Annotated in this window: 15 protein-coding genes, 3 pseudogenes and 1 riboswitch; of the genes and pseudogenes, 15 read left to right on the forward strand and 3 right to left on the reverse strand. The window is 35.4% G+C overall.

What is annotated here, in order from left to right; translation table 11 throughout:
• Positions 1–63 precede the first annotated feature (63 nt).
• On the reverse strand, positions 64–813 hold the full coding sequence (locus J3D55_RS04420; RefSeq protein ID WP_259128431.1) for an RDD family protein: 750 nt from the start codon (positions 811–813) through the stop codon (positions 64–66).
• A 27-nt stretch (positions 814–840) separates the two neighbouring features.
• Between J3D55_RS04420 and J3D55_RS04425 the strand changes: the two genes are divergently transcribed.
• The 9 genes and pseudogenes from J3D55_RS04425 to J3D55_RS04465 all read left to right on the forward strand — a co-directional run bounded on the left by J3D55_RS04425 (position 841) and on the right by J3D55_RS04465 (position 8,871).
• The gene (locus J3D55_RS04425; RefSeq protein ID WP_259128432.1) at positions 841–1,824 is read left to right on the forward strand and encodes a stage II sporulation protein M; all 984 of its coding nucleotides are present in this window, start codon (positions 841–843) and stop codon (positions 1,822–1,824) included.
• Positions 1,808–2,770, forward strand: a complete 963-nt coding sequence (locus J3D55_RS04430; RefSeq protein ID WP_259128436.1) for a DUF4013 domain-containing protein — start codon at positions 1,808–1,810, stop codon at positions 2,768–2,770. The genes J3D55_RS04425 and J3D55_RS04430 overlap by 17 nt, the downstream gene beginning before the upstream one ends.
• A complete protein-coding gene (locus J3D55_RS04435) occupies positions 2,763–3,560 on the forward strand; it encodes a DUF4129 domain-containing protein (RefSeq protein ID WP_259128439.1) in 798 nt (265 codons plus the stop codon). The genes J3D55_RS04430 and J3D55_RS04435 overlap by 8 nt, the downstream gene beginning before the upstream one ends.
• Positions 3,561–3,573: 13 nt before the next feature.
• Complete coding sequence (locus J3D55_RS04440) at positions 3,574–4,728, forward strand: DUF4350 family protein (RefSeq protein WP_259128441.1); 1,155 nt, start codon at positions 3,574–3,576, stop codon at positions 4,726–4,728.
• A 113-nt stretch (positions 4,729–4,841) separates the two neighbouring features.
• On the forward strand, positions 4,842–5,873 hold the full coding sequence (locus J3D55_RS04445; protein WP_259128442.1) for an AAA family ATPase: 1,032 nt from the start codon (positions 4,842–4,844) through the stop codon (positions 5,871–5,873).
• Between the two features lie 55 nt (positions 5,874–5,928).
• On the forward strand, positions 5,929–6,279 hold the full coding sequence (locus J3D55_RS04450; RefSeq protein ID WP_259128450.1) for a four helix bundle protein: 351 nt from the start codon (positions 5,929–5,931) through the stop codon (positions 6,277–6,279).
• A gap of 64 nt (positions 6,280–6,343) precedes the next feature.
• Positions 6,344–7,667, forward strand: a pseudogene (locus tag J3D55_RS04455) (DUF58 domain-containing protein).
• Positions 7,668–7,723: 56 nt separating this feature from the next.
• Positions 7,724–8,437 (forward strand): phosphodiester glycosidase family protein, encoded by a 714-nt coding sequence (locus tag J3D55_RS04460; RefSeq protein ID WP_259128455.1) that lies wholly within the window; start codon positions 7,724–7,726, stop codon positions 8,435–8,437.
• A gap of 8 nt (positions 8,438–8,445) precedes the next feature.
• Positions 8,446–8,871 carry an OsmC family protein gene (locus tag J3D55_RS04465; RefSeq protein ID WP_259128469.1) on the forward strand — a complete coding sequence of 142 codons (426 nt, stop codon included), beginning with the start codon at positions 8,446–8,448 and terminating at the stop codon, positions 8,869–8,871.
• A gap of 80 nt (positions 8,872–8,951) precedes the next feature.
• On the opposite strand, the gene J3D55_RS04470 is transcribed toward J3D55_RS04465, so the two are convergent.
• Together J3D55_RS04470 and J3D55_RS04475 are read right to left on the reverse strand one after the other, a co-directional pair.
• Positions 8,952–10,628 (reverse strand): T9SS type A sorting domain-containing protein, encoded by a 1,677-nt coding sequence (locus J3D55_RS04470; RefSeq protein ID WP_259128477.1) that lies wholly within the window; start codon positions 10,626–10,628, stop codon positions 8,952–8,954.
• 221 nt (positions 10,629–10,849) lie between these two features.
• Positions 10,850–13,465: an MGH1-like glycoside hydrolase domain-containing protein gene (locus J3D55_RS04475; RefSeq protein WP_259128479.1), complete on the reverse strand. Its 2,616-nt coding sequence runs from the start codon at positions 13,463–13,465 to the stop codon at positions 10,850–10,852.
• Positions 13,466–13,653: 188 nt separating this feature from the next.
• Positions 13,654–13,762, forward strand: a riboswitch (SAM riboswitch).
• A gap of 67 nt (positions 13,763–13,829) precedes the next feature.
• On the opposite strand from J3D55_RS04475, the gene J3D55_RS04480 reads away from it, so the two are divergent.
• The 6 genes and pseudogenes from J3D55_RS04480 (at position 13,830) to metH (ending at position 21,856) form a co-directional block, all read left to right on the forward strand.
• A complete protein-coding gene (locus J3D55_RS04480; protein WP_259128480.1) occupies positions 13,830–14,768 on the forward strand; it encodes an alpha/beta fold hydrolase in 939 nt (312 codons plus the stop codon).
• A 61-nt stretch (positions 14,769–14,829) separates the two neighbouring features.
• A complete protein-coding gene (locus J3D55_RS04485; RefSeq protein WP_259128486.1) occupies positions 14,830–16,368 on the forward strand; it encodes an ACT domain-containing protein in 1,539 nt (512 codons plus the stop codon).
• 39 nt (positions 16,369–16,407) lie between these two features.
• Positions 16,408–17,575, forward strand: a pseudogene (locus tag J3D55_RS04490) (O-succinylhomoserine sulfhydrylase).
• 166 nt (positions 17,576–17,741) lie between these two features.
• Positions 17,742–18,752 carry a homocysteine S-methyltransferase family protein gene (locus J3D55_RS04495; RefSeq protein ID WP_259128492.1) on the forward strand — a complete coding sequence of 337 codons (1,011 nt, stop codon included), beginning with the start codon at positions 17,742–17,744 and terminating at the stop codon, positions 18,750–18,752.
• 30 nt (positions 18,753–18,782) lie between these two features.
• On the forward strand, positions 18,783–19,157 hold the full coding sequence (locus J3D55_RS04500; protein ID WP_259128494.1) for a four helix bundle protein: 375 nt from the start codon (positions 18,783–18,785) through the stop codon (positions 19,155–19,157).
• Between the two features lie 7 nt (positions 19,158–19,164).
• A pseudogene (gene metH / locus J3D55_RS04505) lies at positions 19,165–21,856 on the forward strand (methionine synthase).
• The last annotated feature ends 34 nt before the right edge of the window (positions 21,857–21,890 follow it).

Genomic DNA, 21,890 nt, shown 5'->3' on the forward strand with positions numbered 1-21,890 from the left:
GAAGGAAGCCCGTTTGATAGAAAGAATGAGAGACGATTTGGCTTTAGCCAAAACTTAAATAATCTAACTGTCTTTCCCTGTGTAATAATTATAATCTTTAATCACAACTCCGATAAACTGTCTTTCCGTCATTTTTGTAGGATCGATTTCAAGTTTAAGAATGCCTTTAATTTTATCCGAAAGTTTAGAAATAATCTGTCTGTCGTCTACTCTCATGGCTTTCAGGTAATTATCTTTAATGATTCTCATGTCGTTGTCACTCAAAGCGATAACCTGCGGAAACGTCGGAATATAGTCCTCTTTTATATTTTCTAAAATTGTATGAGAAATATTAATATTATTCTTTAGCGAAATCACGGCTGTTCCGGAAGCGATATCACCCAAACGTTGATTATTTTTAGATATAATCATAGAAATTAAACCGACAACGCCCAAAAATAAGGTGTCAATAATTCTGAAAACCCAGCGAATCAGATAGTCTCCGAATCCCGCCTGATAACCGTCGATTTTTACCACACGGATTTTCATTACCTTTTTACCGGGAGTTTGCCCTTCCATCAGGCTTTCCAAGACAATCGGGTAAATTGCCGTAGGAAAAAGAAGAAGGGTATAAACCGCTACAACAGACCATTGATCGAGACCATTCAGCAAATATCCCAGATCCAGAAGACTGAAAAAAGTATACAGAATAGCAATCACATAAGCCACTTTTATCAGAAGATCAAGAATAAACGCAATCATCCGATCTCCAACACTGGCAATGTTGAAATTAATATTTACATTTTGTGAAGTATTAATCGCAATTTGAGACATAATTTTTATTATTTTAGCCTTACAATTATGAGAGAGGTTTATTTCATTAAACAAAATAAAGAAAAATGGTTGGGAATCGAACAGGTTATTCAAGGGAAAATTAAAAAAAATCCTGATGACCTGTCCTCGTTGTATATTAACCTGATCAATGACCTGTCTTTTGCCCAGACTTACTACCCAAAAAGTAATACAACGGTTTACCTGAATCATTTGTCTTCTCAGATTTTTCAAAAAATTTATAAAACCAAAAGAGTAGAAGAAAACAGGTTTTTGTATTTCTTTAAAACTGAAGTTCCTTTGCTGGTTTATCAGTACCGAAGATATTTGGGATATGCTTTTCTGTTTTTTACCTTGTTTACTTTAATCGGATTGCTTTCTGCAATTTACGATAAAGATTTTGCGAATATTATATTGGGTGAAGATTACGTCAATCAAACCATTGAAAATATCAAAGCCGGAAATGCAGTCGGAGTGTATCAAAGCGGTTCAACTTGGGGAAGCACCATCGGAATTATTTTCAATAACATCAAAGTCGGCGTAAGATTGTATATCTATGGAATTACAGGAGGCGTCGGAACTTTGTACGCGCTTCTTTCGAACAGTGTGATGTTGGGCTCTTTCCAGTATTTTTTCTACGATTACGGAGCGTTGAAAGACAGCGCAAGAGGAATCTGGCTTCACGGAGTTTTCGAAATTTTTGCCATGGTTGTAGAAGCAATGTGCGGATTAATTTTGGGAGCATCGATCTTATTTCCAAGAACTTTTTCGAGATTTAATTCTTTTAAAAACGGATTTAAAGATTCATTTAAAATATTTTTAAGCACAGTTCCATTTACGATCTGTGCAGGAATCATCGAAGGATATGTGACGAGACACGCGCTGAAAATGCCGTTGTTTCTGAATTTAATCATCATTTTCGGGTCACTTATTATCATCGGATTTTATTATTTTGTGTATCCTTCCATTGTCAACAAAAAAATTAATAACCAGATCAATGATGCAATTTTATAAAAAGAGAGATTTTGGATCTTTTATCAGTGATAGCTTTGCTTTTTTTAAACTTTATGGAAAAAATTATTTTAAAAGCTATATTTTAATTAATGGGCTTTTATTGATTTTACTTGGAGTTATCGGATTTATTGGTTTCCGTGATTTTTTTGGAAAGTTTTCCAGCTCAAATCTAAATGGAAATGTAGGCTATTTTGAACAATCTTTAGAAGATAATCTGGGGCTGTTTATTGTTATAGGAATATTAATATTTCTACTTTATTCGGCTTTGGCAACTATAAATTTTCTGTTTCCTGTATTTTATATAAAAAGAGTTTCTAAGGGAAGTCTGCATATAAAAACAGATGAAATCATCAGTGATTTCAAAACCAATGCAGGAAAAATTTTCAAATTGTACTTGGGAATTATATTTCTTATTATACCGGGATCAGTATTTTTAATAGGTATTTCTAGTGCATTAATGCTTGTTTTAATTGGTTTTGTATTAATTTTATTTGTTATCCCTACACTGTTTAATGTTGTGACATTTCTTACTTATGATTATTTTGATAGTAAACGTGGTTTCTTCGAAAGTTTAAGTTATTCGATAAGATCTCAATTTTCTTACCCGAATGGGAGAGAAAGTTCACCATATTGGAAATATTGGGGAGCATCAATTATTCTAGGTATCATTTATTATGTAATCAGTCTGATGTTTTCTCTTGTTCCAAAACTGTTTTTTTATGGATCATTATTTACAACGACTCCAAATGCAGATTTCGAACAAAATCCTTTTACAGGAACTATGGGAATAATTTTCTTTATAGTTTCTATAGTATCGGCGATAGTTTCCATGATATTGATGAATGTTTTATATATCAATTCAGGATTAATGTATTACGACAGCCGTACCGATCTTCATCAGAAAATGGAACTGGCAGAAATAGAAACCATCGGTATTAATGAATAAAATTCTTCTCCTTTTACTGATTTTTTTCTCTGTTGAATTTGCCTACGCTCAGACAGAAAACGATCCGCCACAGTCGATCGAGGAAGTGTATGTAGATTCTGCGGACACGGGACATTACAAAAATATGTACCGTGCAGATTCTGTTTTGTATAAAAATCCGGTGACGGAAAACAAGCTCTATCCGAAAAAATTTAAAGAAAATATCAATTCAAGATACAAAGGAAAAGAGTTCGATTATACAACAGTAAAACCGAGAATGTCTTTCTGGGAAAAGCTGATGAGGAAAATCGGTCAAATTTTGGAAAGTCTTTTTGGAGAAACTGTTTTTACGAAATCCGTAGGCTTTGTTGGAGTTTTGATCCGATTGTTTGTTATTCTTCTTGTCGGTTTTCTTATTTATTTTATCATTAAATTTTTAATCGGGAAAGACGGAAGCTTCTTTGGAAAGAGGAATAAAAAAGTGGACATCAGAGACGAAGAATTGCATGAGAATATTCATGAGATCAATTTTCCTGAGAGTATTTTAAAGTTTGAAAAATCAGGTGATTATCGATCTGCGGTTCGTTATCAGTTTTTATTTGTCCTTAAAAAATTAAGCGATAAAAAGCTCATCATCTGGAATCCCGAAAAAACCAATAAAGATTATGTGGCAGAACTAAAAGCTCCCCATTTAAAGGACGGATTTTACGATCTTTCTTATATTTTCGAGTATGTTTGGTATGGAGAATTCAGTATTGATGAAGAAAATTATCTGAAATTTAAAAACCAATACCAGTCATTTAAACCGTAATTAAATTGTTATTATGAACAAAACTTTCAAAATATATGCTATAATTTTCATCATTGTGATGGTGATTTTGGCGTTGTTTGAAGTGAATAAAACAGAAAGTACGGATTGGCGGAAAAATTTCAAAACCACTGAGAAATCACCGTTCGGATTGTTTGTTTTTAATAATGAAATCAAAGATCTTTTTAAAAATAAGGTTAAGAAAATCGACCAGACTCCTTACGATTATTACAGTCAGAATAAAAAAGGAAACCACAATATTTTAGTCATCGAACATGAAGTTGACGGTGAATCCTGGAACAAAATTCTGGATCAGGTTTCCAACGGTTCGGATGCGATGTTGATTGTCAACGAAATCCCGAAAGAGATTTCCGACAGCATCGGGTATTACGATTCGCAGATTTCTTTTGAGGATGAAAATGTTTTGAAATTAACGGATACCAACTACCAAAACGATTTTATTAAATTAGATAAATTCCCATCCGGAAAAGGTTTTACATTCATTAAACCTGGAGTCGAAGTTCTTGGGAAAACCGTTGAAAAAAATAATTCTGATCAGGCGAATTTTATCAAAGTGAAATTCGGAAAAGGAAATATTTATGTTCATTGTGAGCCGCTTTTTATCACCAATTATTATCTTTTAAAACGCGGAAGTTTAAAATATGGACAGGACGTTTTTTCGTATCTTGATGATAAAGAAACGCTGTGGTTTGTAGAAAGCAACGCGAAAGAATCACAGTTTTTCCTGAGATTTATTCTTTCAAATCCTGCGTTGAAATATGCTTGGTGGGTTTTGTTAGGCGGATTGGTTTTGTTTATCTTTTTTAATGCTAAAAGAAAACAGCGCATCGTTCCCATCATTGATCCGTTGAAAAATACTTCGGTAGATTTTGTGAAAAGTATCGGTAATTTATATCTGCAGGAAGGGGATTTTCATGATATGATGGCGAAAAAAGCCCAATATTTCCTGAACAAAGTAAGAATGGATCTTCTGATCGATACCCAAAATTTAGATGAAGAATTTGCGAAAAAACTTCAGCTGAAAACGGGAAAACCGATCGAAATGATTAATGAAGCAATTAATCTGATTAAAAAAGGACAAGATCCTTACGCTCATGTAATGAAAGAAGATCTTGCAAAAATGAATAAGTTACTGGACGGAATAATTTAAAAAATTATAGTGTAACAATTTAACAATGTAAGAATATAACAATGGTGAAAACAACTCCAATCTATTGGTAAACTGTTATATTGATACATTGTTACATTGAAAAATATATTAATATGGAAAACTTTGAAAACCCAAATATAGAACCTCAAAATTCTATCAATCTTGATAAAAAAGAAGATCAGTTTCAGTCGAGAATCGATATGATTGAGCTTCGCGTAAGTTTAGAAAAAGTAAAAACTGAGATCGCCAAAGTAATTGTCGGTCAGGAAAGTATGGTAGAGCATCTTTTGGCGGCACTTTTATCAAACGGTCACGTTTTGATCGAAGGTGTTCCGGGAGTTGCAAAAACAATTACGGCAAAATTATTGGCAAAAACGATTGATGTAGGATTCAGCAGAATTCAGTTTACACCGGATTTGATGCCTTCTGATATTTTAGGAACATCGATTTTTAATGTAAAAAATTCTGAATTTGAGTTTAAAAAAGGTCCTATTTTCTCTAATTTTATTTTAATCGATGAGATCAACAGATCGCCTGCAAAAACGCAGGCTGCATTGTTTGAAGTAATGGAGGAAAGACAGATCACGATGGATGGAATTCGTTACATTATGGATGAGCCGTTCCTGGTTGTTGCAACACAGAACCCGATTGAGCATGAAGGAACGTACCGACTTCCGGAAGCTCAGCTAGACCGTTTTCTGTTCAAAATAAATGTAGGGTATCCAAATCTTGAGCAGGAAATTGCCATCATCAGAAATCAGCACGAAAGCAAAAGAGAAGATAAAACGGAGGTTGTCAATAAAGTAATCACTTCTCAACAACTGAAAAGTTATCAACAGTTGGTAAAAGAGATCATTGTTGAAGCTCATTTGATGGAATATATCGCAAAAATCATTGTGAATACAAGAGAAAACCAGTTCTTATATTTAGGAGCTTCTCCAAGAGCAAGTTTGGCTTTATTAACGGCTTCAAAAGCATTCGCAGCGTTAAGAGGAAGAGATTTTGTAACTCCGGAAGACATCAAAGAAGCAAGTTATGCCGTGTTGAGACACAGAGTAATCGTATCGCCGGAAAGAGAAATGGAAGGCTTAACTGCAGACGAAATCATCAGACAAATTTTAGAAGGAATAGAAATACCTAGGTAGCAGGTAAAAGGTTTTAGATTATAGGTAAAGGGATTGAGTTTTAAAGATTTTAGATATGGCTAATTTTAAAGAGCTTTTAGTTTGGCAAAAATCTGTTGATTTTGTAACTGAAATCTATAAGTTTACTGATAGTTTTCCTAAAGAAGAGACGTTTGGGTTAAAATCTCAAATTAGAAGAGCTTCAGTTTCGATTCCGTCTAATATTGCTGAAGGGAATTCTAGAAGAAGCAAACCTGATTATGTGCAATTTTTAAAAATTTCCAGAGGAAGCTGCGCTGAGATGGAAACACAATTGATTATTTCAAAAAATCTTCATTTTTTAGATGAAAAGATCTATTTAAAACTTAATCAAGATATCATAGAAATTTCAAAAATGCTAAACGGTCTTATTAATTCTTTAAAATAACTAACAACTTCTTAACAGTCACAAAACTGTAACCTAAAATCTAAAAACTGCAACCTTTAAAAAAATGAAAAACTTATACATCAATACACGCTTTTTTTTCGCGCTCATCGGAGTGGGAATACTGTATGTTTTTGCATTTTTCTTTCCGTTTTTGATGATTGTGGCGCATATTATTTTGGTGTTGTGTTTTTTGGCGGTGATGGTGGATTATCTTTTTGTTTTCAATCATAAGGATGGGATTTTAGCACAAAGAATTTTACCCGAAAAACTGTCAAACGGTGACGAAAATCCTGTGAAAATTGACATTAAAAATAATTACGGTTTTAAGATACATGTGAAAGTCATTGATGAAATTCCGTTTCAGTTTCAGAAAAGGGATTTTATGATTGAAAAGCAGATCGAATCGGGAAAAAACAGTTTCTTTCAATATATTTTAGAGCCGAAAGAAAGAGGAGAGTATAATTTTGGAAGTTTAAATGTTTACGTTTCATCGCCTTTGGGTTTTGTTTCTAAGAGATTTAATTTTCAGAAAGATGCCAATTTACCCGCTTATCCGTCGTTTATTCATTTAAGAAAATATGAATTAATGGCGATCCAGAGTGAGTTTTTGCTGGGTGGAATTAAGAAAATCCGAAAGCTGGGACATACGATGGAATTTGAGCAGATAAAAGAATACGTTCCCGGAGACGACATCAGAAACCATCAACTGGAAAGCCACTTCAAAGACCAATCGTTTGATGGTGAATCAGTTTCAGGATGAAAAATCGCAAAGAATTTTTATGCTGATTGATAAAGGCAGAACAATGAAAATGCCTTTCAAAGGATTGAGTTTGCTGGATTATTCGATTAATGCAACAATGGCTTTGTCACACATTATTTTGAAAAAAGGCGATCGTGCAGGAATGATGACTTTCTCAAAGAAAACGGAAAATAAAATCGCTGCAGAAAATAAATCAGGACAGCTAAAAAAAATATCGGAGGCACTTTATAATATCAAAACAGATTTTTTTGAAAGTGATTTTAACAGGCTTTATCAGGATGTAAAATATTCATTAAATCAGAGAAGTTTAATATTATTATTCACCAATTTTGAAACGCTTGATGGATTGAACCGTCAGTTAAAATACCTTCGGGGAATCGCGAAAAATCATTTGCTGGTCGTGGTTTTCTTTAAAAATTCAGAGCTTCAGACGTTAATCCATAAAAATCCGGAAAGTACGCAGGAAATCTATGATGAAATTATTGCGGAAAAATTTGAGTTTGAAAAAAAATTAATCATTCAGGAACTTCGCAAATACGGAATTTATACGGTTTATACGTTGCCGGAGAATTTAAATATCGATGTTATCAATAAATATTTGGAGATAAAAGCGAGAGGGATTTTGTAACTTTGGAAACTCAATTCTAAGCTACTCGCTTTATGATTTTTATTTAAATATATCAGATGAGAATTCCATTAATCATATTGTGTTTTTACTTCATTTTGTCTTGTAGTGACAAATTGAAAAATGAAAATGATTTTGTAGTTTTTAAGGCAAATCCAAAAGTTGAAAATGTTTCGCTTTATTGGAAGAATGATGATGGAGTAATTCTTAAAAGCATTAATAATTTAAAAAATAAAGTAGAACGAGATAAAAAAAGATTGAAGTTTGCCATGAATGGTGGAATGTTTGAAATAAATAATTCTCCAAAAGGACTTTACATCGAAAATTTTAAAATTCTAAATAAGATCGATACATTATCAGGAAAAGGGAATTTTTATCTCAATCCTAACGGTGTGTTTTATCTTACAAAAAACAATGATGCTGAATTAATTGATACGAAAGCATTTAAGTATAATTCAAATATTAAATATGCTACTCAATCTGGTCCGATGTTGTTGATTAATGAAGAAATAAATCCAATTTTTCAAGTACATTCCAAAAATGTTAATGTCAGAAATGGAGTAGGGATTTTAAAGAATGGAGATATCGTTTTTATCATGTCTAAGAAAGAGGTTAATTTCTATAATTTTGCTTCTATATTTAAAGAACTAGGGTGTACAAAAGCTTTGTATCTTGATGGTTTTGTTTCAAGAGCTTATTATCCTGAGAAAAAATGGATTCAAAAAGATGGCGATTTTGGAGTCATGATCGGAGTAACTGAATCGAAAAAATAAATTTAAAAATGAAAATAACACTTAATAGAATCAACGACGATTTTTTATTTGAGGCTACCAATTCACAGGGGAACTCAATTCTTTTAGATAATACTTCTCAACCGGGAGCAAAAGGTGTTTCGCCGATGGAAAGCGTATTGATGGCGGTTGCAGGATGCAGCGGAATAGATGTGGTTTCTATTTTGAAAAAACAAAGACAGGAAATTACAGATTTTAAAGCTGAAGTAGAAGGTGAAAGAGTTCAGGTAGATGATGCAAAACCTTTCAAGGCCATTAAAGTTAAGTTTCTTCTGGAAGGAAATATTGATCCTAAAAAAGCTCAGAAAGCGGCTCAATTGTCTTTTGAAAAATATTGTTCTGTTTCTAAAACCTTAGAACCAAATGTAGAAATTGGCTATGAAGTTTATGTAAATGGAGAAATTGTAGAAGCTTAGATTTAATTAAACATAAAAAATAAACCGGGGATAAAAATTAATTTTTATCCCCGGTTTTTAATATGAATGTGTGTAAATTATTATCTTTTAATCGTTTTCATACTTTTCACAGAACCGTCTTTCATGGTTACTGTTAAAATATACATTCCGGATTTTACGCCTCCTAAGAATAGATCTGAAGACGGATTTTCAACTGTTTTTATCACAACTCCCGAAAGATCTGTTACGACAGCTTTTTTCACGTTTTCTGCTTTTTCGATGTGTAAAGTATCCACAAACGGATTCGGATAAGCAATTCTTTCTTTCTCTTTTGTATTCACTTCGTTTGTTGCCAAAACAAGTGGCTGAAGTGTCACTGTTACTGTAAATGTTCCGTTGTCCACTTTATTATAATCTGTGCTGCAGTCGGATCCTCCGTAGGTTCTCCAAGCTCTAAGATCGAAGTTTACGGTTCCTGTAAGATCATTGGCAAGCGTAAGTCCTGTTCTGTTATAAGAATAAGTACCTCCGTTTTGTCCCACTCCTGATGTTATTGCTGGTTCGGCTGTTCCGTTTGTAGAGCATACCAATAATGTTCTTTGCTCAGACATCCATCCGTTACTTGCGGTGGTCATGTTGTAAGAAACACCTGTAGATTTTACTTTATATCCTACCGGAACATTCACAGTTACACTTCCTGCGCAGTTGGTAGAAGTTGATGTATCCGGACTGAAATTATATTCTGTATTAATATCTCCCAACGTATAAGTGGAAATAACCTGCCCTGTTGCAAATTCTTTCATTTTCCAGAAACCTTGTGAACCTCCACAGTTAGATCTTACCCAGAAATAATAAGTTTCTCCGGTTGTTAAGCTGTTAATGGTTGCACTCGTTGTTCCTGCCGGTACACTTCCTGTAGGTGTCGTCGTTGCTGAAGGAGCAGTAGGTGATGTGCTATAATAATATTGATATCCTGAAGATGGTGCAATCGATGGCGCAGTCCAGCTCAATGTTGCACTGTTCATCGTAGAAGTATAAGTGATGTTTGTAGGAGATCCGCATGCGCTGTATGCATCGGCTGCAAATGCGAAAATATTAGGAATTCCTCCTGATCCGGTTTTGGTTATCGTTACACTTTTTACATTTTTAGATTGATTGGCTGCATCAATTGCCAAAGGGATTTGATATAATCTAGGGTCTGTTCCGTACCCTGATTCTAAATTATCATTTGCAATATTAATTCTTCCGATTCCCTGAATCGCATAATTGCTTCCGTAATACCAGTCTGTAATAGCGAGTCCTGTAAATGTTTGTGAAGTATTATCGGTAAAATTTACATCAACATCCACTGTACAGTCTCCACTTCCTCCTGTTGCCATCATGTATAAGCTAACAACCGGAATTGGTGTTGAAAACAGTAAAGTACCGTTATCATTGGTGTTTTGCAGTCTCAATGAATTGTTGGCACTGTAAGATGCCATTTGATAAGAGAGTCCCGAAGTTGAACCAACAGCAGAATTGATAATCCCATTTATGGGAAGTCCATAAGTAAGCGGTGTACTTGCAGCGGTCAATTGAAAATCTTTTGAGATAAACGCATAACTTACACCGTCAACATCATTATTGGTTGAAGATGCAGAAGGACCTACTCCGTTGGCAATAACGTCGGCATTGAATCCGCTTTGGATTGGCATCGGCTGATATTCCTGAGCTTTTAAGTGAGTACTAAGCATGGCTGAGAAGACCAAGCTTGCGAGAGGTAGAAGTTTTACTTTCATAAAATATTATTAGGTTTTATGGCGCTAATATAGATATTTTGTTATTAGAAATTCAACATAATTAAATTAAAAATGTAGAATTTTCATATATATTAGATAAAATATATTGTTATATTATTGGGAAAATAGATTTTAACTATAATTGATTCACTTTTTATTGAAATAGTAAATATAGGTGATAAAACAGCAAAGAAAAAGCCCCTTAAATAAGAGGCTTCAAACTATATCGTTAATCTAGGTTTCATCAGTTTGGCGACCGTGGCAGTCCATCCTGTTTGATGCGATGCGCCGACTCCGCGACCATTATCTCCATGAAAATATTCGAAGAAAGTAATATAATCTCTAAAATTTTCATCGTAATTAAATTTTGCATTTCCACCGTTGAAAGCGCGTTCTCCATTTTCATCTTTCAAGAAAATAGAACACAATCTTGCACTGATATTCTGTGCCACTTCATCAAGGTTTCTCTTGTTTCCGCTTCCTGTCGGTAATTCCACTTTCAGACTGTTCCCATAATAAAAATGGAATCTCTGTAAGCTTTCAACAATCAAAAAGTTAATCGGAAACCAGATCGGACCTCTCCAGTTGCTGTTTCCGCCAAACATTCGGCTGTCACTTTCTGCAGGCGTATAATAAACCATATTTTCAGCACCATGAACGGAGAATACAAAAGGATTTTCTTCATAAATTTTCGACATTGCACGAATTCCGTAATCGCTTAAAAACTCCTTTTCATCAAGCATTCTTGTTAAAACTTTTGTTAAACGGTTTTTACGCAAAATACTCATCAGATGTTTTCTTCCATGACCTTCTTCTTCCCAATGAGAAACAAGCTTGGTCAGTTCCGGCTTGTTCTTTAAAATCCATTCCATTCTTGCCGTGAAGTTGGGCATTTTATCGAGCAAATGATGATCAATAATTTCTACAGCAAACATCGGAATCAATCCTACAATACTTCTTAATTTTAACGAAACACTGTTGCCGTTTCCAAGCTGCAGAACGTCGTAGAAAAATCCATCTTCCTCGTTCCAGAGTCCTTCTTTTCCTTCACCCAGATTTTCCATCGCTTCGGCAATATAAAGATAGTGCTCGAAAAATTTGATCGCCATATCTTCATAAACCTGATAATATTGAGCCAACTCCATGGCAATTCGCATCATATTTAATGCGTACATCGCCATCCAGCTCGTTCCGTCGGCTTGCTCAAGATGTTGCCCGTCTTTTAATTCCATATTTCGGTCAAAAGCACCGATATTATCGAGTCCAAGGAAACCTCCGCCAAAAATATTGTTGCCGCTTTTATCTTTTCGATTTACCCACCAAGTGAAATTCAGAAGCAGTTTCTGGAAAACTTTTTCTAAAAATAAAAGATCGGGTTTTCCGTTTTGTTTTTCATCAATTTTAAAAACACGGAAGCAAGACCATGCATGAACAGGCGGGTTTACATCACTCAGATTCCATTCGTAGGCGGGAAGCTGTCCGTTGGGATGCATGTACCATTCTTTCGTTAACAAAAGAAGCTGCCCTTTTGCAAATTCGGCATCAATAATCGCAAACGGAACACAATGGAAAGCCAGATCCCAAGTCGCATACCAAGGATATTCCCATTTATCGGGCATCGAAATAATGTCTTTATTATGAAGATGATTCCATTCGGTGTTTCTTACATAATTATTAAAATCTCTCGGAGCTTCAAAATTGGGGTCTCCTTTCAGCCATTTTCCAACATTGTAATGATAAAACTGCTTATTCCAAAGCAAGCCTGCAAAAGCTTGTCTTTGCACATTTCTTTCATCATCACTCGTTACATCATTCTGAATTTCAGCGTAAAATTCATTCGCTTCATGAATTCTTGTGTTTAATATATGGTCAAAATTCTGAAAAGGTTCATCTGTTTCATTTGGAGACAACCTGAAATCGAACGTTTTTGATTGTCTGGCTTCAATTATTTCATCAATTAAAAAAGAAGCTTTTGTTCCTCTTTTTTCAGGATTTATGGTGTTGCTTTTAAAGATGATATAATCATTAATTCCATCTTTAAAATAAGAATTTCCGGGATAAGGTGTTCCGTGTAATTTCGGATTATTGGTTTCGTTTTCACAAAAAACACTTTCCGAATTGCTGTTTCTCGAATAAAACTTTTTAATAGAAATACTGTCGTGATTGATGTCGATACATCCTTCGGAAGCAGCAGAGGCTTGTCCTTTATAGGTATTGTAACCCCATTTCCAGTTGTTTCTGAACCAGACAGTTGGCGCCACTACAATCGGAGCATCGATGTTGCTTCTGTTGCAAACGGTAACGCGTACTAAAATATCATTATGATCAGCTTTGGCATATTCAATAAAAATATCAAAATATTCATCATTATCGAAAATTCCGGTGTCAATAATTTCGTATTCAGGTTCTTTTTTGCTCCGTCTTGCATTTTCAGCGCGAATATCATCGTAAGGAAAAGCATTGAGGGGATATTTATACACCAGTTTCATGTAACTGTGAGTGGGCGTATTATCCAGATAATAAAAGATTTCTTTAATATCTTCGCCATGATTTCCCTGAGGATTGCTCAAGCCAAAGAAACGCTCTTTCACCATTTTATCCTGCTTGTTCCAGAACGAAAGGGCAAAACAAAAAAGCTGCTTCACATCAGAGATTCCCGCGATTCCTTCTTCACCCCAACGATAAGCGCTGCTTTCGGCATTATTATGATTGGCGAAATTCCATGCGTCGCCGTTTGAGCTGTAGTCTTCACGTACATTTCCCCATTGTCGGTTGCTTACGTAAGGTCCCCAGTTTTTCCAGTTTGTATCTTGTAATCTTTGTTTCTCGGCACTCATATTTCACCATTTTTCAATACGAAGTTAGTTTTTTTGAGAAAAAATTCCAACCTCCCAAATTTGAATTATAATTAATATACTCTTGAAAACCTTGTATTTATCAGTGTTTACAGTATTAAATTAAATTTTTATAAATATTTAAAAGAAAAGTCTTATCTTTGCGCCATTCGATCATTCACATATTGAAAATGTTATCAAGAAAGGTTGAGGGATAGACCCTGTGAAACCTTAGCAACCCTTCGTGCAAGCGAAGAAGGTGCTACGTTCTACCAAATTTTTATTTTGGACAGATAACTTACTGAAGTTCTTTTCAGCCATTTCTTAATGGCATTTTCAAATTGTATTATCATAAAGTATAATAGAATTGAAAACAGAACTAAACTATATTAATTTTTCGTATCAAACCAATTCCAATAAGGAATATCATATCTCGTTGAGCTACCAGCTTTTCGGGAAAGACCTGTTTTCTGCACCTGTCATTTTAGTGAATCATGCTTTAACAGGGAACTCAGATGTTTCAGGAGAAAAAGGATGGTGGAAACAATTGATCGGTGAAAATCAGACGATCGATACGAACAAATACACCGTTTTGTGCTTCAATATTCCCGGAAACGGATATGATAATTTTTTAATTGATGAATACGAAGATTTCAAGCCTTCAGATATTGCAAATATCTTTTTAAAAGGACTGGAAATTTTAAATATTAAAAGTTTATACGCCATTATTGGAGGTTCTCTGGGAGGCGGAATCGGTTGGGAAATGTTGGTTAAACACCCAAATCTTACCGAATTTTTTATTCCTATTGCCTGCGATTTTAAAACCCACGATTGGCTTCACGCTCAATGTCTGGTTCAGAAATTTTTATTAAACGGAAATGACGAACCACTACAAAAAGCCAGAATCCATGCGATGTTGTGCTACAGAACCCCTCAATCTTTAAATGATAGATTTCAAAACAGATACAATCAGGAAAAACAGAGTTTAGAATCGGAAGACTGGCTTGTTTATCACGGAAATGCTTTAAACGAAAGATTTAGTTTAAAATCTTACAAACTGATGAATCATTTGCTGATGAATATTAATACAGATGAAACTCAATTAGAGAAAATTCAGGCACGAATGCACATGATCTCCGTTGATACAGATTTATTTTTCCCCGCTTCTGAAATCCGAATGTGCTTTGAAAAGCTAAAAAAGAAAAAGGAAAATGTTTTCTATCACGAGATCACCTCAATTCATGGGCACGATGCCTTCTTAATGGAATACAAACAATTAAATAACATCATTAAAAATATTTTGTAGAAATGAAATTGAGCTTTTGCGAAATTCCATCTTACAAAATGAATAAATTAAAAGTTACCAGATGAAAAATGCTAACGAAATAAAATTTTTAAAAAACAGATCAATCATCAAATTTGAAGGAGAAGATTTCTTAGGTGAAATCGGGATTGACGGACGAATTTTTAAAGCGCTTACTTTGGCGCGAATCAGTGTGGGAGTAATTTCTCAACAGGCAATCGAAAACGGATTATCAATTTTGGTTCAGGAAACCGATTCCGAAAAAGCCGTAAATTGTCTGATTGACGAATTCGAAGCAGAAAGAAAATCAGGGAAAGTTTCTCAGATTTACAGCATAAATAATGTTTCTGTAATAGGTTTTGTTGCAGAAGATTTCAATAAAGTGTTGGCAGAATTAGCCAGAAACAACGTTTTTCCATTGCTTTTAAATCAGGTAGCGAGCGAAAAACGCATCAATATCGTGGTAACTTCTTCGCAGGACGAAAAAGCAAAAAATATCATCGAATCTGAAATTTCTAAAAAACCTAAAACGGTTCATTTAGCAATTATCGGTCACGGAAATGTTGGAAAAACTTTAATAGAACAGGTTTTACAGTCATCAGAAGAAATCAGAAGACGTAAAAAAATCGATCTTAAAGTGGTGGCTGTTGCGAATTCAAGAAAAATTGCCTTTAACAAAAAAGGTTTTGATGCGAATTGGAATGAGGAGGTTTTAACGGCAGAAAGTCCGTCTGATGTTCAGGAATTAATTAATTTCTCAAAAGAAAATCAACTAGAAAACCTGATCGTTGTGGATAATACGGCGAGTAAAGATTTTGTTCACAACTATCATGCGTTGGCAGAAAATGGCTTCGACTTGGTTTCTTCCAATAAAATTTTCAATACACTTCCGATCGAAGAATATCGTAAACTAAGATATACGTTGAACAAAAATAACAGACGTTATCTATATGAAACCAATGTTGGCGCAGGTTTACCATTAATTGATACGATAAAATTATTACACCTTTCAGGAGAAAACATTACAAGAATAAAAGGCGTTTTCTCAGGAACATTGAGTTATGTTTTCAATAATTTTTCTTTAAGAGACGATAAATTTTCAACGATCATCAACGAAGCGTTGGAAAAAGGATATACAGAACCGGATCCGAGAGAAGATTTGTCAGGAAACGATGTGGCGAGAAAGTTATTGATTTTGGCGAGAGAATTAGACCTAATCAATGAATTTGGTGATATCAATATTCAAAATCTTGTTCCTGAAGCTTTACTTTCTGTTTCAAAACCGGAATTCCTTACAAGACTGGAAGAATTAGATGAAGAATATCAAAAAATCAAAGAAAATCAAGAGCCGGGACATGTGTTGAGATATGTTGGAGACTTGCACGGAGATTTACAAAAAGAAAAAGGTGAATTGGATGTAAAATTAATTTCTGTTCCTGCAACTTCTGCTTTAGGACAATTGAAAGGTTCAGATTCAATCTTTGAAATTTATACCGAAAGTTATGGTGAAAACCCAATCGTAATCATGGGAGCCGGAGCCGGAGCTCAGGTTACCGCAAGAGGTGTTTTCGGAGATATTTTAAGAGTAAGCGAAACGAAATAAATTATTCATCAAACCTTCAAGGTTTAAATAGTAAAAAAAATGGAAAACGAAAATTTCGAAACATTAGCCATAAGAACGCAAACCGAAAGAAACTCAGTTTGATGAGCATTCAACGCCTTTATATCTTACCTCCAGCTTTGTTTTTCAAGATGCGGAAGATATGAGAGCGAGTTTTGCAGAAGAAAAACCGAAGAATCTATACAGTCGATTTTCAAACCCGAATGTCACAGAATTTACAGATAAAATCGCAAAAATGGAAGGTGCAGAAGCGGGTTATGCTTTCGCAACGGGAATGGCGGCAATTTATTCCACTTTCGCAGCTTTATTGAATGCGGGAGATCACATCGTAAGCTGTCAGTCAGTTTTCGGATCGACACATACATTGTTCACAAAATATTTCCCGAAATGGAATATTGAAACAACGTATTTCAAAGCCGGAGATTCAGAAAACGTAGAAAAATATATTCAGCCCAATACAAAGATTTTATATCTGGAAACTCCTACAAATCCCGCGATTGAGGTATTGGACTTAGAGTTTTTCGGACAGATTGCAAAGAAGCATAATCTTATTTTTATTGTGGATAACTGTTTCGTGACACCTTATTTGCAGCAGCCGATAAAATACGGAGCAGATATCGTTGTGCATTCGGCTACAAAATTAATTGACGGTCAAGGTCGTGTTTTGGGTGGAGTAGCGGTCGGTAGAGAAGATTTGATTCGTGAAATTTATCTTTTCGCCAGAAATACGGGACCTGCAATGTCGCCTTTCAACGCTTGGGTTTTATCAAAAAGCTTGGAAACATTAGCCATTCGTGTCGATAGACATTGCGAAAATGCTTTAAAAGTAGCCGAGTTTTTAGAAAACCATCCGAATGTAGAACTGACGAAATATCCGTTTCTGCCATCTCATCCAAGCTATGAAATTGCAAAAAAGCAAATGAAATTGGGCGGAAATATCGTCGCTTTCGAGATCAAAGGTGGCATTGAAGGTGGTAGAAACTTTTTAGATAAAATAAAAATGTGTTCGCTTTCTGCAAACCTTGGTGATACAAGAACAATTGTGACGCATCCGGCTTCTACAACGCATTCGAAGCTGTCGGATGAAGAGAGAAATGAAGTAGGAATTACGGCTGGTTTGGTTCGTTGCTCTGTTGGTCTGGAAAATGTAGAAGATATCATTGCAGATTTAAAACAGGCATTGGATTAAAATAATTTGGGCAGCTATTTCCGCCTTCCGCTCCCGCTTTTTTTGTTTCGCTTTGCTACACAAAAAAGAGCTCCGCTCAAGTCGGGCTGCAAAAGAACATAGGTTCAATAAACCAGCCTTGTCAAGGTTTAAAACCTTGACAAGGCTCTCAAATCAAAATAAAAGAATGAAAAATTCAGAACAATTATATAAAGCATTATCCGAGAGAATTCTTGTTCTCGACGGTGCAATGGGAACGATGCTTCAGCGATACAAATTTGAAGAAGAAGACTATCGTGGCGAGCGTTTCAAAGATTGGGAACATCCGGTGAAAGGAAATAACGATCTGCTTTCATTGACGCAGCCTCATTCCATTGAAGAAGTTCATAAAAAATATCTGGAAGCAGGAGCAGACATTCTGGAAACCAATACCTTTTCCGGAACTACTATTGCGATGGCAGATTATCACATGGAAGATTTAGTTTATGAACTGAATTACGAGTCTGCAAAAATTGCAAGAAAAGTTTGTGACGAATTTACAGCGCAAAATCCTGACAAACCGAGATTTGTAGCGGGTTCTATCGGACCCACGAACAGAACGGCAAGTTTAAGTCCCGATGTTAACGATCCCGGTTATAGAGCGGTTACTTTCGAAGATCTGAGAGTGGCTTACAAACAGCAATGTGAAGCTTTATTAGACGGTGGTTCAGATATTTTATTGGTAGAAACAATTTTCGATACACTGAATGCAAAAGCAGCATTATTTGCCATCGACGAAATTCAGGATGAGAGAGGAATCGAAATTCCAATCATGGTTTCCGGAACAATTACCGATGCTTCAGGAAGAACGTTAAGCGGACAAACGGCAGAAGCATTTTTGATCTCAGTTTCTCATTTAAATTTATTAAGTGTAGGTTTCAACTGTGCTTTGGGAGCGAATCAATTAACACCGTATTTAGAAACACTGGCTCATAATTCAGAATTCCATGTTTCGGCGTATCCGAATGCAGGTCTTCCCAACGCTTTCGGAAAGTACGACGAAACACCTGAAGATATGGCGAGTCAGATTAAAGAATATGTAGAAAAAGGATTAATTAATATCATTGGAGGTTGCTGCGGAACTACGCCGGAACATATCAAAGCTATTGCGGATCTTGTTGAAAAATATGAGCCGAGAAAAGTTGTATATGGTTTTTAGGGTTTGGTATTTAGATTATTATAACGATTTATGAGTTTGCAGGATTTTAAAAAATTAGATGTTTGGTTATTTGCAAGAAAATTAACCAATTCAATCTATACTATAACAAAAGAGTTTCCTGGTAATGAACAATTTGGTTTAACCAATCAAATGAGAAGATGTGCTATTTCTGTTACATCAAACATTGCAGAAGGATGTGGAAGAAATACTTCAAAAGGAACTTTAGTTTTTTTATACATCTCTCGAGGTTCTCTTTTTGAATTAGAAACTCAACTATATATTGCGTTTGATCAAAATTATATTGATGAAACTTTTTTTATTAAAATTGATGAAGAAATCCAGACATCCAAAAAATTGTTGAATGGATTTATTAATTATTTCAAAAAACAAGAAGATGGAAAATAGAGAAGAAATGCTAGACCCTAAACACCAAACACTACACACAAAATACCTTCGCTTATCGGGGCTTGAGCCTTTGATTATTACGCCGGAAAGCAATTTCATCAACGTTGGTGAAAGAACGAATGTTGCCGGTTCAAAGAAATTTTTAAGATTAATTAAAGAAGAAAAATTCGGGGAAGCGCTGGATATTGCCCGTCATCAGGTTGAAGGTGGCGCACAGATTCTTGATGTCAATTTCGACGACGGATTGATCGACGGAAAAGCTTCTATGATTAAGTTTTTAAATTTAATAGCTTCCGAACCGGATATTTCCAGAATTCCTTTGATGATCGACTCCTCAAAATGGGAGATTTTGGAAGCCGGACTGCAAGTGGCGCAAGGAAAATGTGTGGTAAATTCCATCAGCTTAAAAGGTGGGGAAGAAGAATTTATTAAGCAGGCAAAAGCAGTAAAAAGATACGGTGCAGCGGTGATTGTGATGGCTTTTGATGAAGTCGGACAAGCCGATACCTACGATCGTAGACTTGAAATTACACAACGTTCTTATGATATCTTGGTCGATAAAGTGAAATTTGCGGCTGAAGATATCATTTTTGATTTAAATATTTTCCCTGTAGCAACAGGAATGGACGAGCATAGAAGGAATGCAATCGACTTCATCGAGGCAACAAGATGGGTTCGACAAAACCTTCCGTATGCATCTGTGAGCGGAGGTGTGAGCAACGTTTCGTTCTCCTTCCGCGGAAATGATACGGTGAGAGAAGCGATGCACTCGGTTTTCCTGTATCACGCGATTCAGGCGGGAATGAATATGGGAATTGTAAACCCTGCAATGTTGGAGGTTTATGATGAAATTAATAAAGAATTATTAGGTCTTGTAGAAGATGTAATTCTCGATAAAAGAGAAGATGCAACAGAAAGGCTTCTGGATTATTCTGAAAAGCATAAGTCTGTTAAAAAAGAAGTCGTTGAAGAGCTTGAATGGCGAACCAGACCTTTACAGGAAAGGATTACGCATTCTTTAGTAAAAGGAATCGACCGTTTTATTGAAGAAGATGTAGAAGAAGCAAGGCTACAATCTGCAAAACCTTTACATGTTATTGAAGTTAATTTAATGACGGGAATGGGCGTTGTCGGAGATTTGTTCGGAAGCGGAAAAATGTTCCTTCCACAAGTGGTAAAATCGGCGAGGGTAATGAAAAAAGCCGTTGCTTATTTACAGCCATTTATTGAAGCTGAAAAAGATGGTGAAAGACCTGCGAACGGAAAAATATTAATGGCAACGGTAAAAGGTGACGTTCACGATATCGGTAAAAATATTGTAAGCGTTGTATTGGGATGTAACAATTACGAAATCGTTGATCTTGGAGTGATGGTTCCTGCCGAAAAAATTATTCAGGCTGCGATAGAGCATAAAGTTGATGTTATTGGTTTAAGTGGTTTGATTACACCAAGTTTAGACGAAATGGTTTATATCGCGTCAGAATTGGAAAGACAGAATTTAAGTTTTCCTTTATTGATCGGTGGTGCGACAACTTCGAAAGCGCATACTGCGGTAAAAATCGATTTAAAATATAAAAACGCTGTTGTTCACGTTAATGATGCTTCAAGAGCCGTAAACGTAGTGAGTTTCTTTGTTGGGTGACAGGACTAAAGAATATGTAAGTGATTTGAAAAATGACTATTCAGATTTCCGTGAAAAGTTCCTGAACAGGCAGATTGATAAAGATTATGTGTCGATTCAAGATGCAAGAAGAGATAAATTTAAAATTGATTGGGAAAACGAAGAAATTTTCACTCCGAATAATTTAGGGATACAGGTTTTTCAGGATCAGGATCTAAATGAATTGGTTCCTTTCATCGACTGGTCGCCGTTTTTCAGAAGTTGGGATCTCCACGGAAAATACCCGAATATTTTCGATGATGAGGTTGTCGGAGCTCAGGCGAAAGAATTGTTTAAAGATGCTCAGGTTATTTTAAAGAAAATTTTAGATGGAAAATTATTAACAGCAAAAGCCATTTTCGGAATTTTTAAAGCGAATTCTACCGAGTCTGATGATATTTTAATTTTTGATGAAAATGATAAGGAACAGGTTAAATTTTTAACATTAAGACAGCAGCTTCAGAAATCAAAAGGTAAAGATTACATCGCGTTAAGTGATTTTATTGCTCCTCAAAGCTCAGGGAAAGCCGATTATATGGGAGCTTTCTGTGTGACAACAGGTTTCGGAACAGATGAATTGTCTGAAGAGTACGAAAAAGCAAACGACGATTACAATGCAATCATGGTAAAAGCTTTGGCAGACCGTTTTGCAGAAGCTTACGCCGAATTTTTGCATAAAAAAGTAAGAACCGAATATTGGGGATATACCAATCAGGAAACGTTGAGCAACGAAGAATTAATTGCCGAAAAATATAAAGGAATTCGCCCGGCTCCGGGTTATCCGGCGTGTCCCGATCACTTGGAAAAACATGCGATTTGGGATCTTTTAAAAGTGGAAGAAGAAATAGGGGTTTATCTTACGGAAAGTCTAGCCATGTTCCCGACTGCTGCAGTTTCAGGATATTATTTCGGAAGTCCGCACGCAAAATATTTCGGGTTAGGAAAAATAGCAGAAGACCAGTTGAAAGATTACTCAAAAAGAAAAGGAATTTCTTTACAGGAAGCCAGAAAATGGTTGTCACCCAATTTAGCAGATTAATAAAATAGTTAGTGGTTGATAGTTGTTGGTTGCT

Origin of the sequence: Chryseobacterium ginsenosidimutans (assembly GCF_024807225.1) — a bacterium.
In the GTDB taxonomy this organism is placed as follows: Bacteria; Bacteroidota; Bacteroidia; order Flavobacteriales; family Weeksellaceae; genus Chryseobacterium; species Chryseobacterium ginsenosidimutans.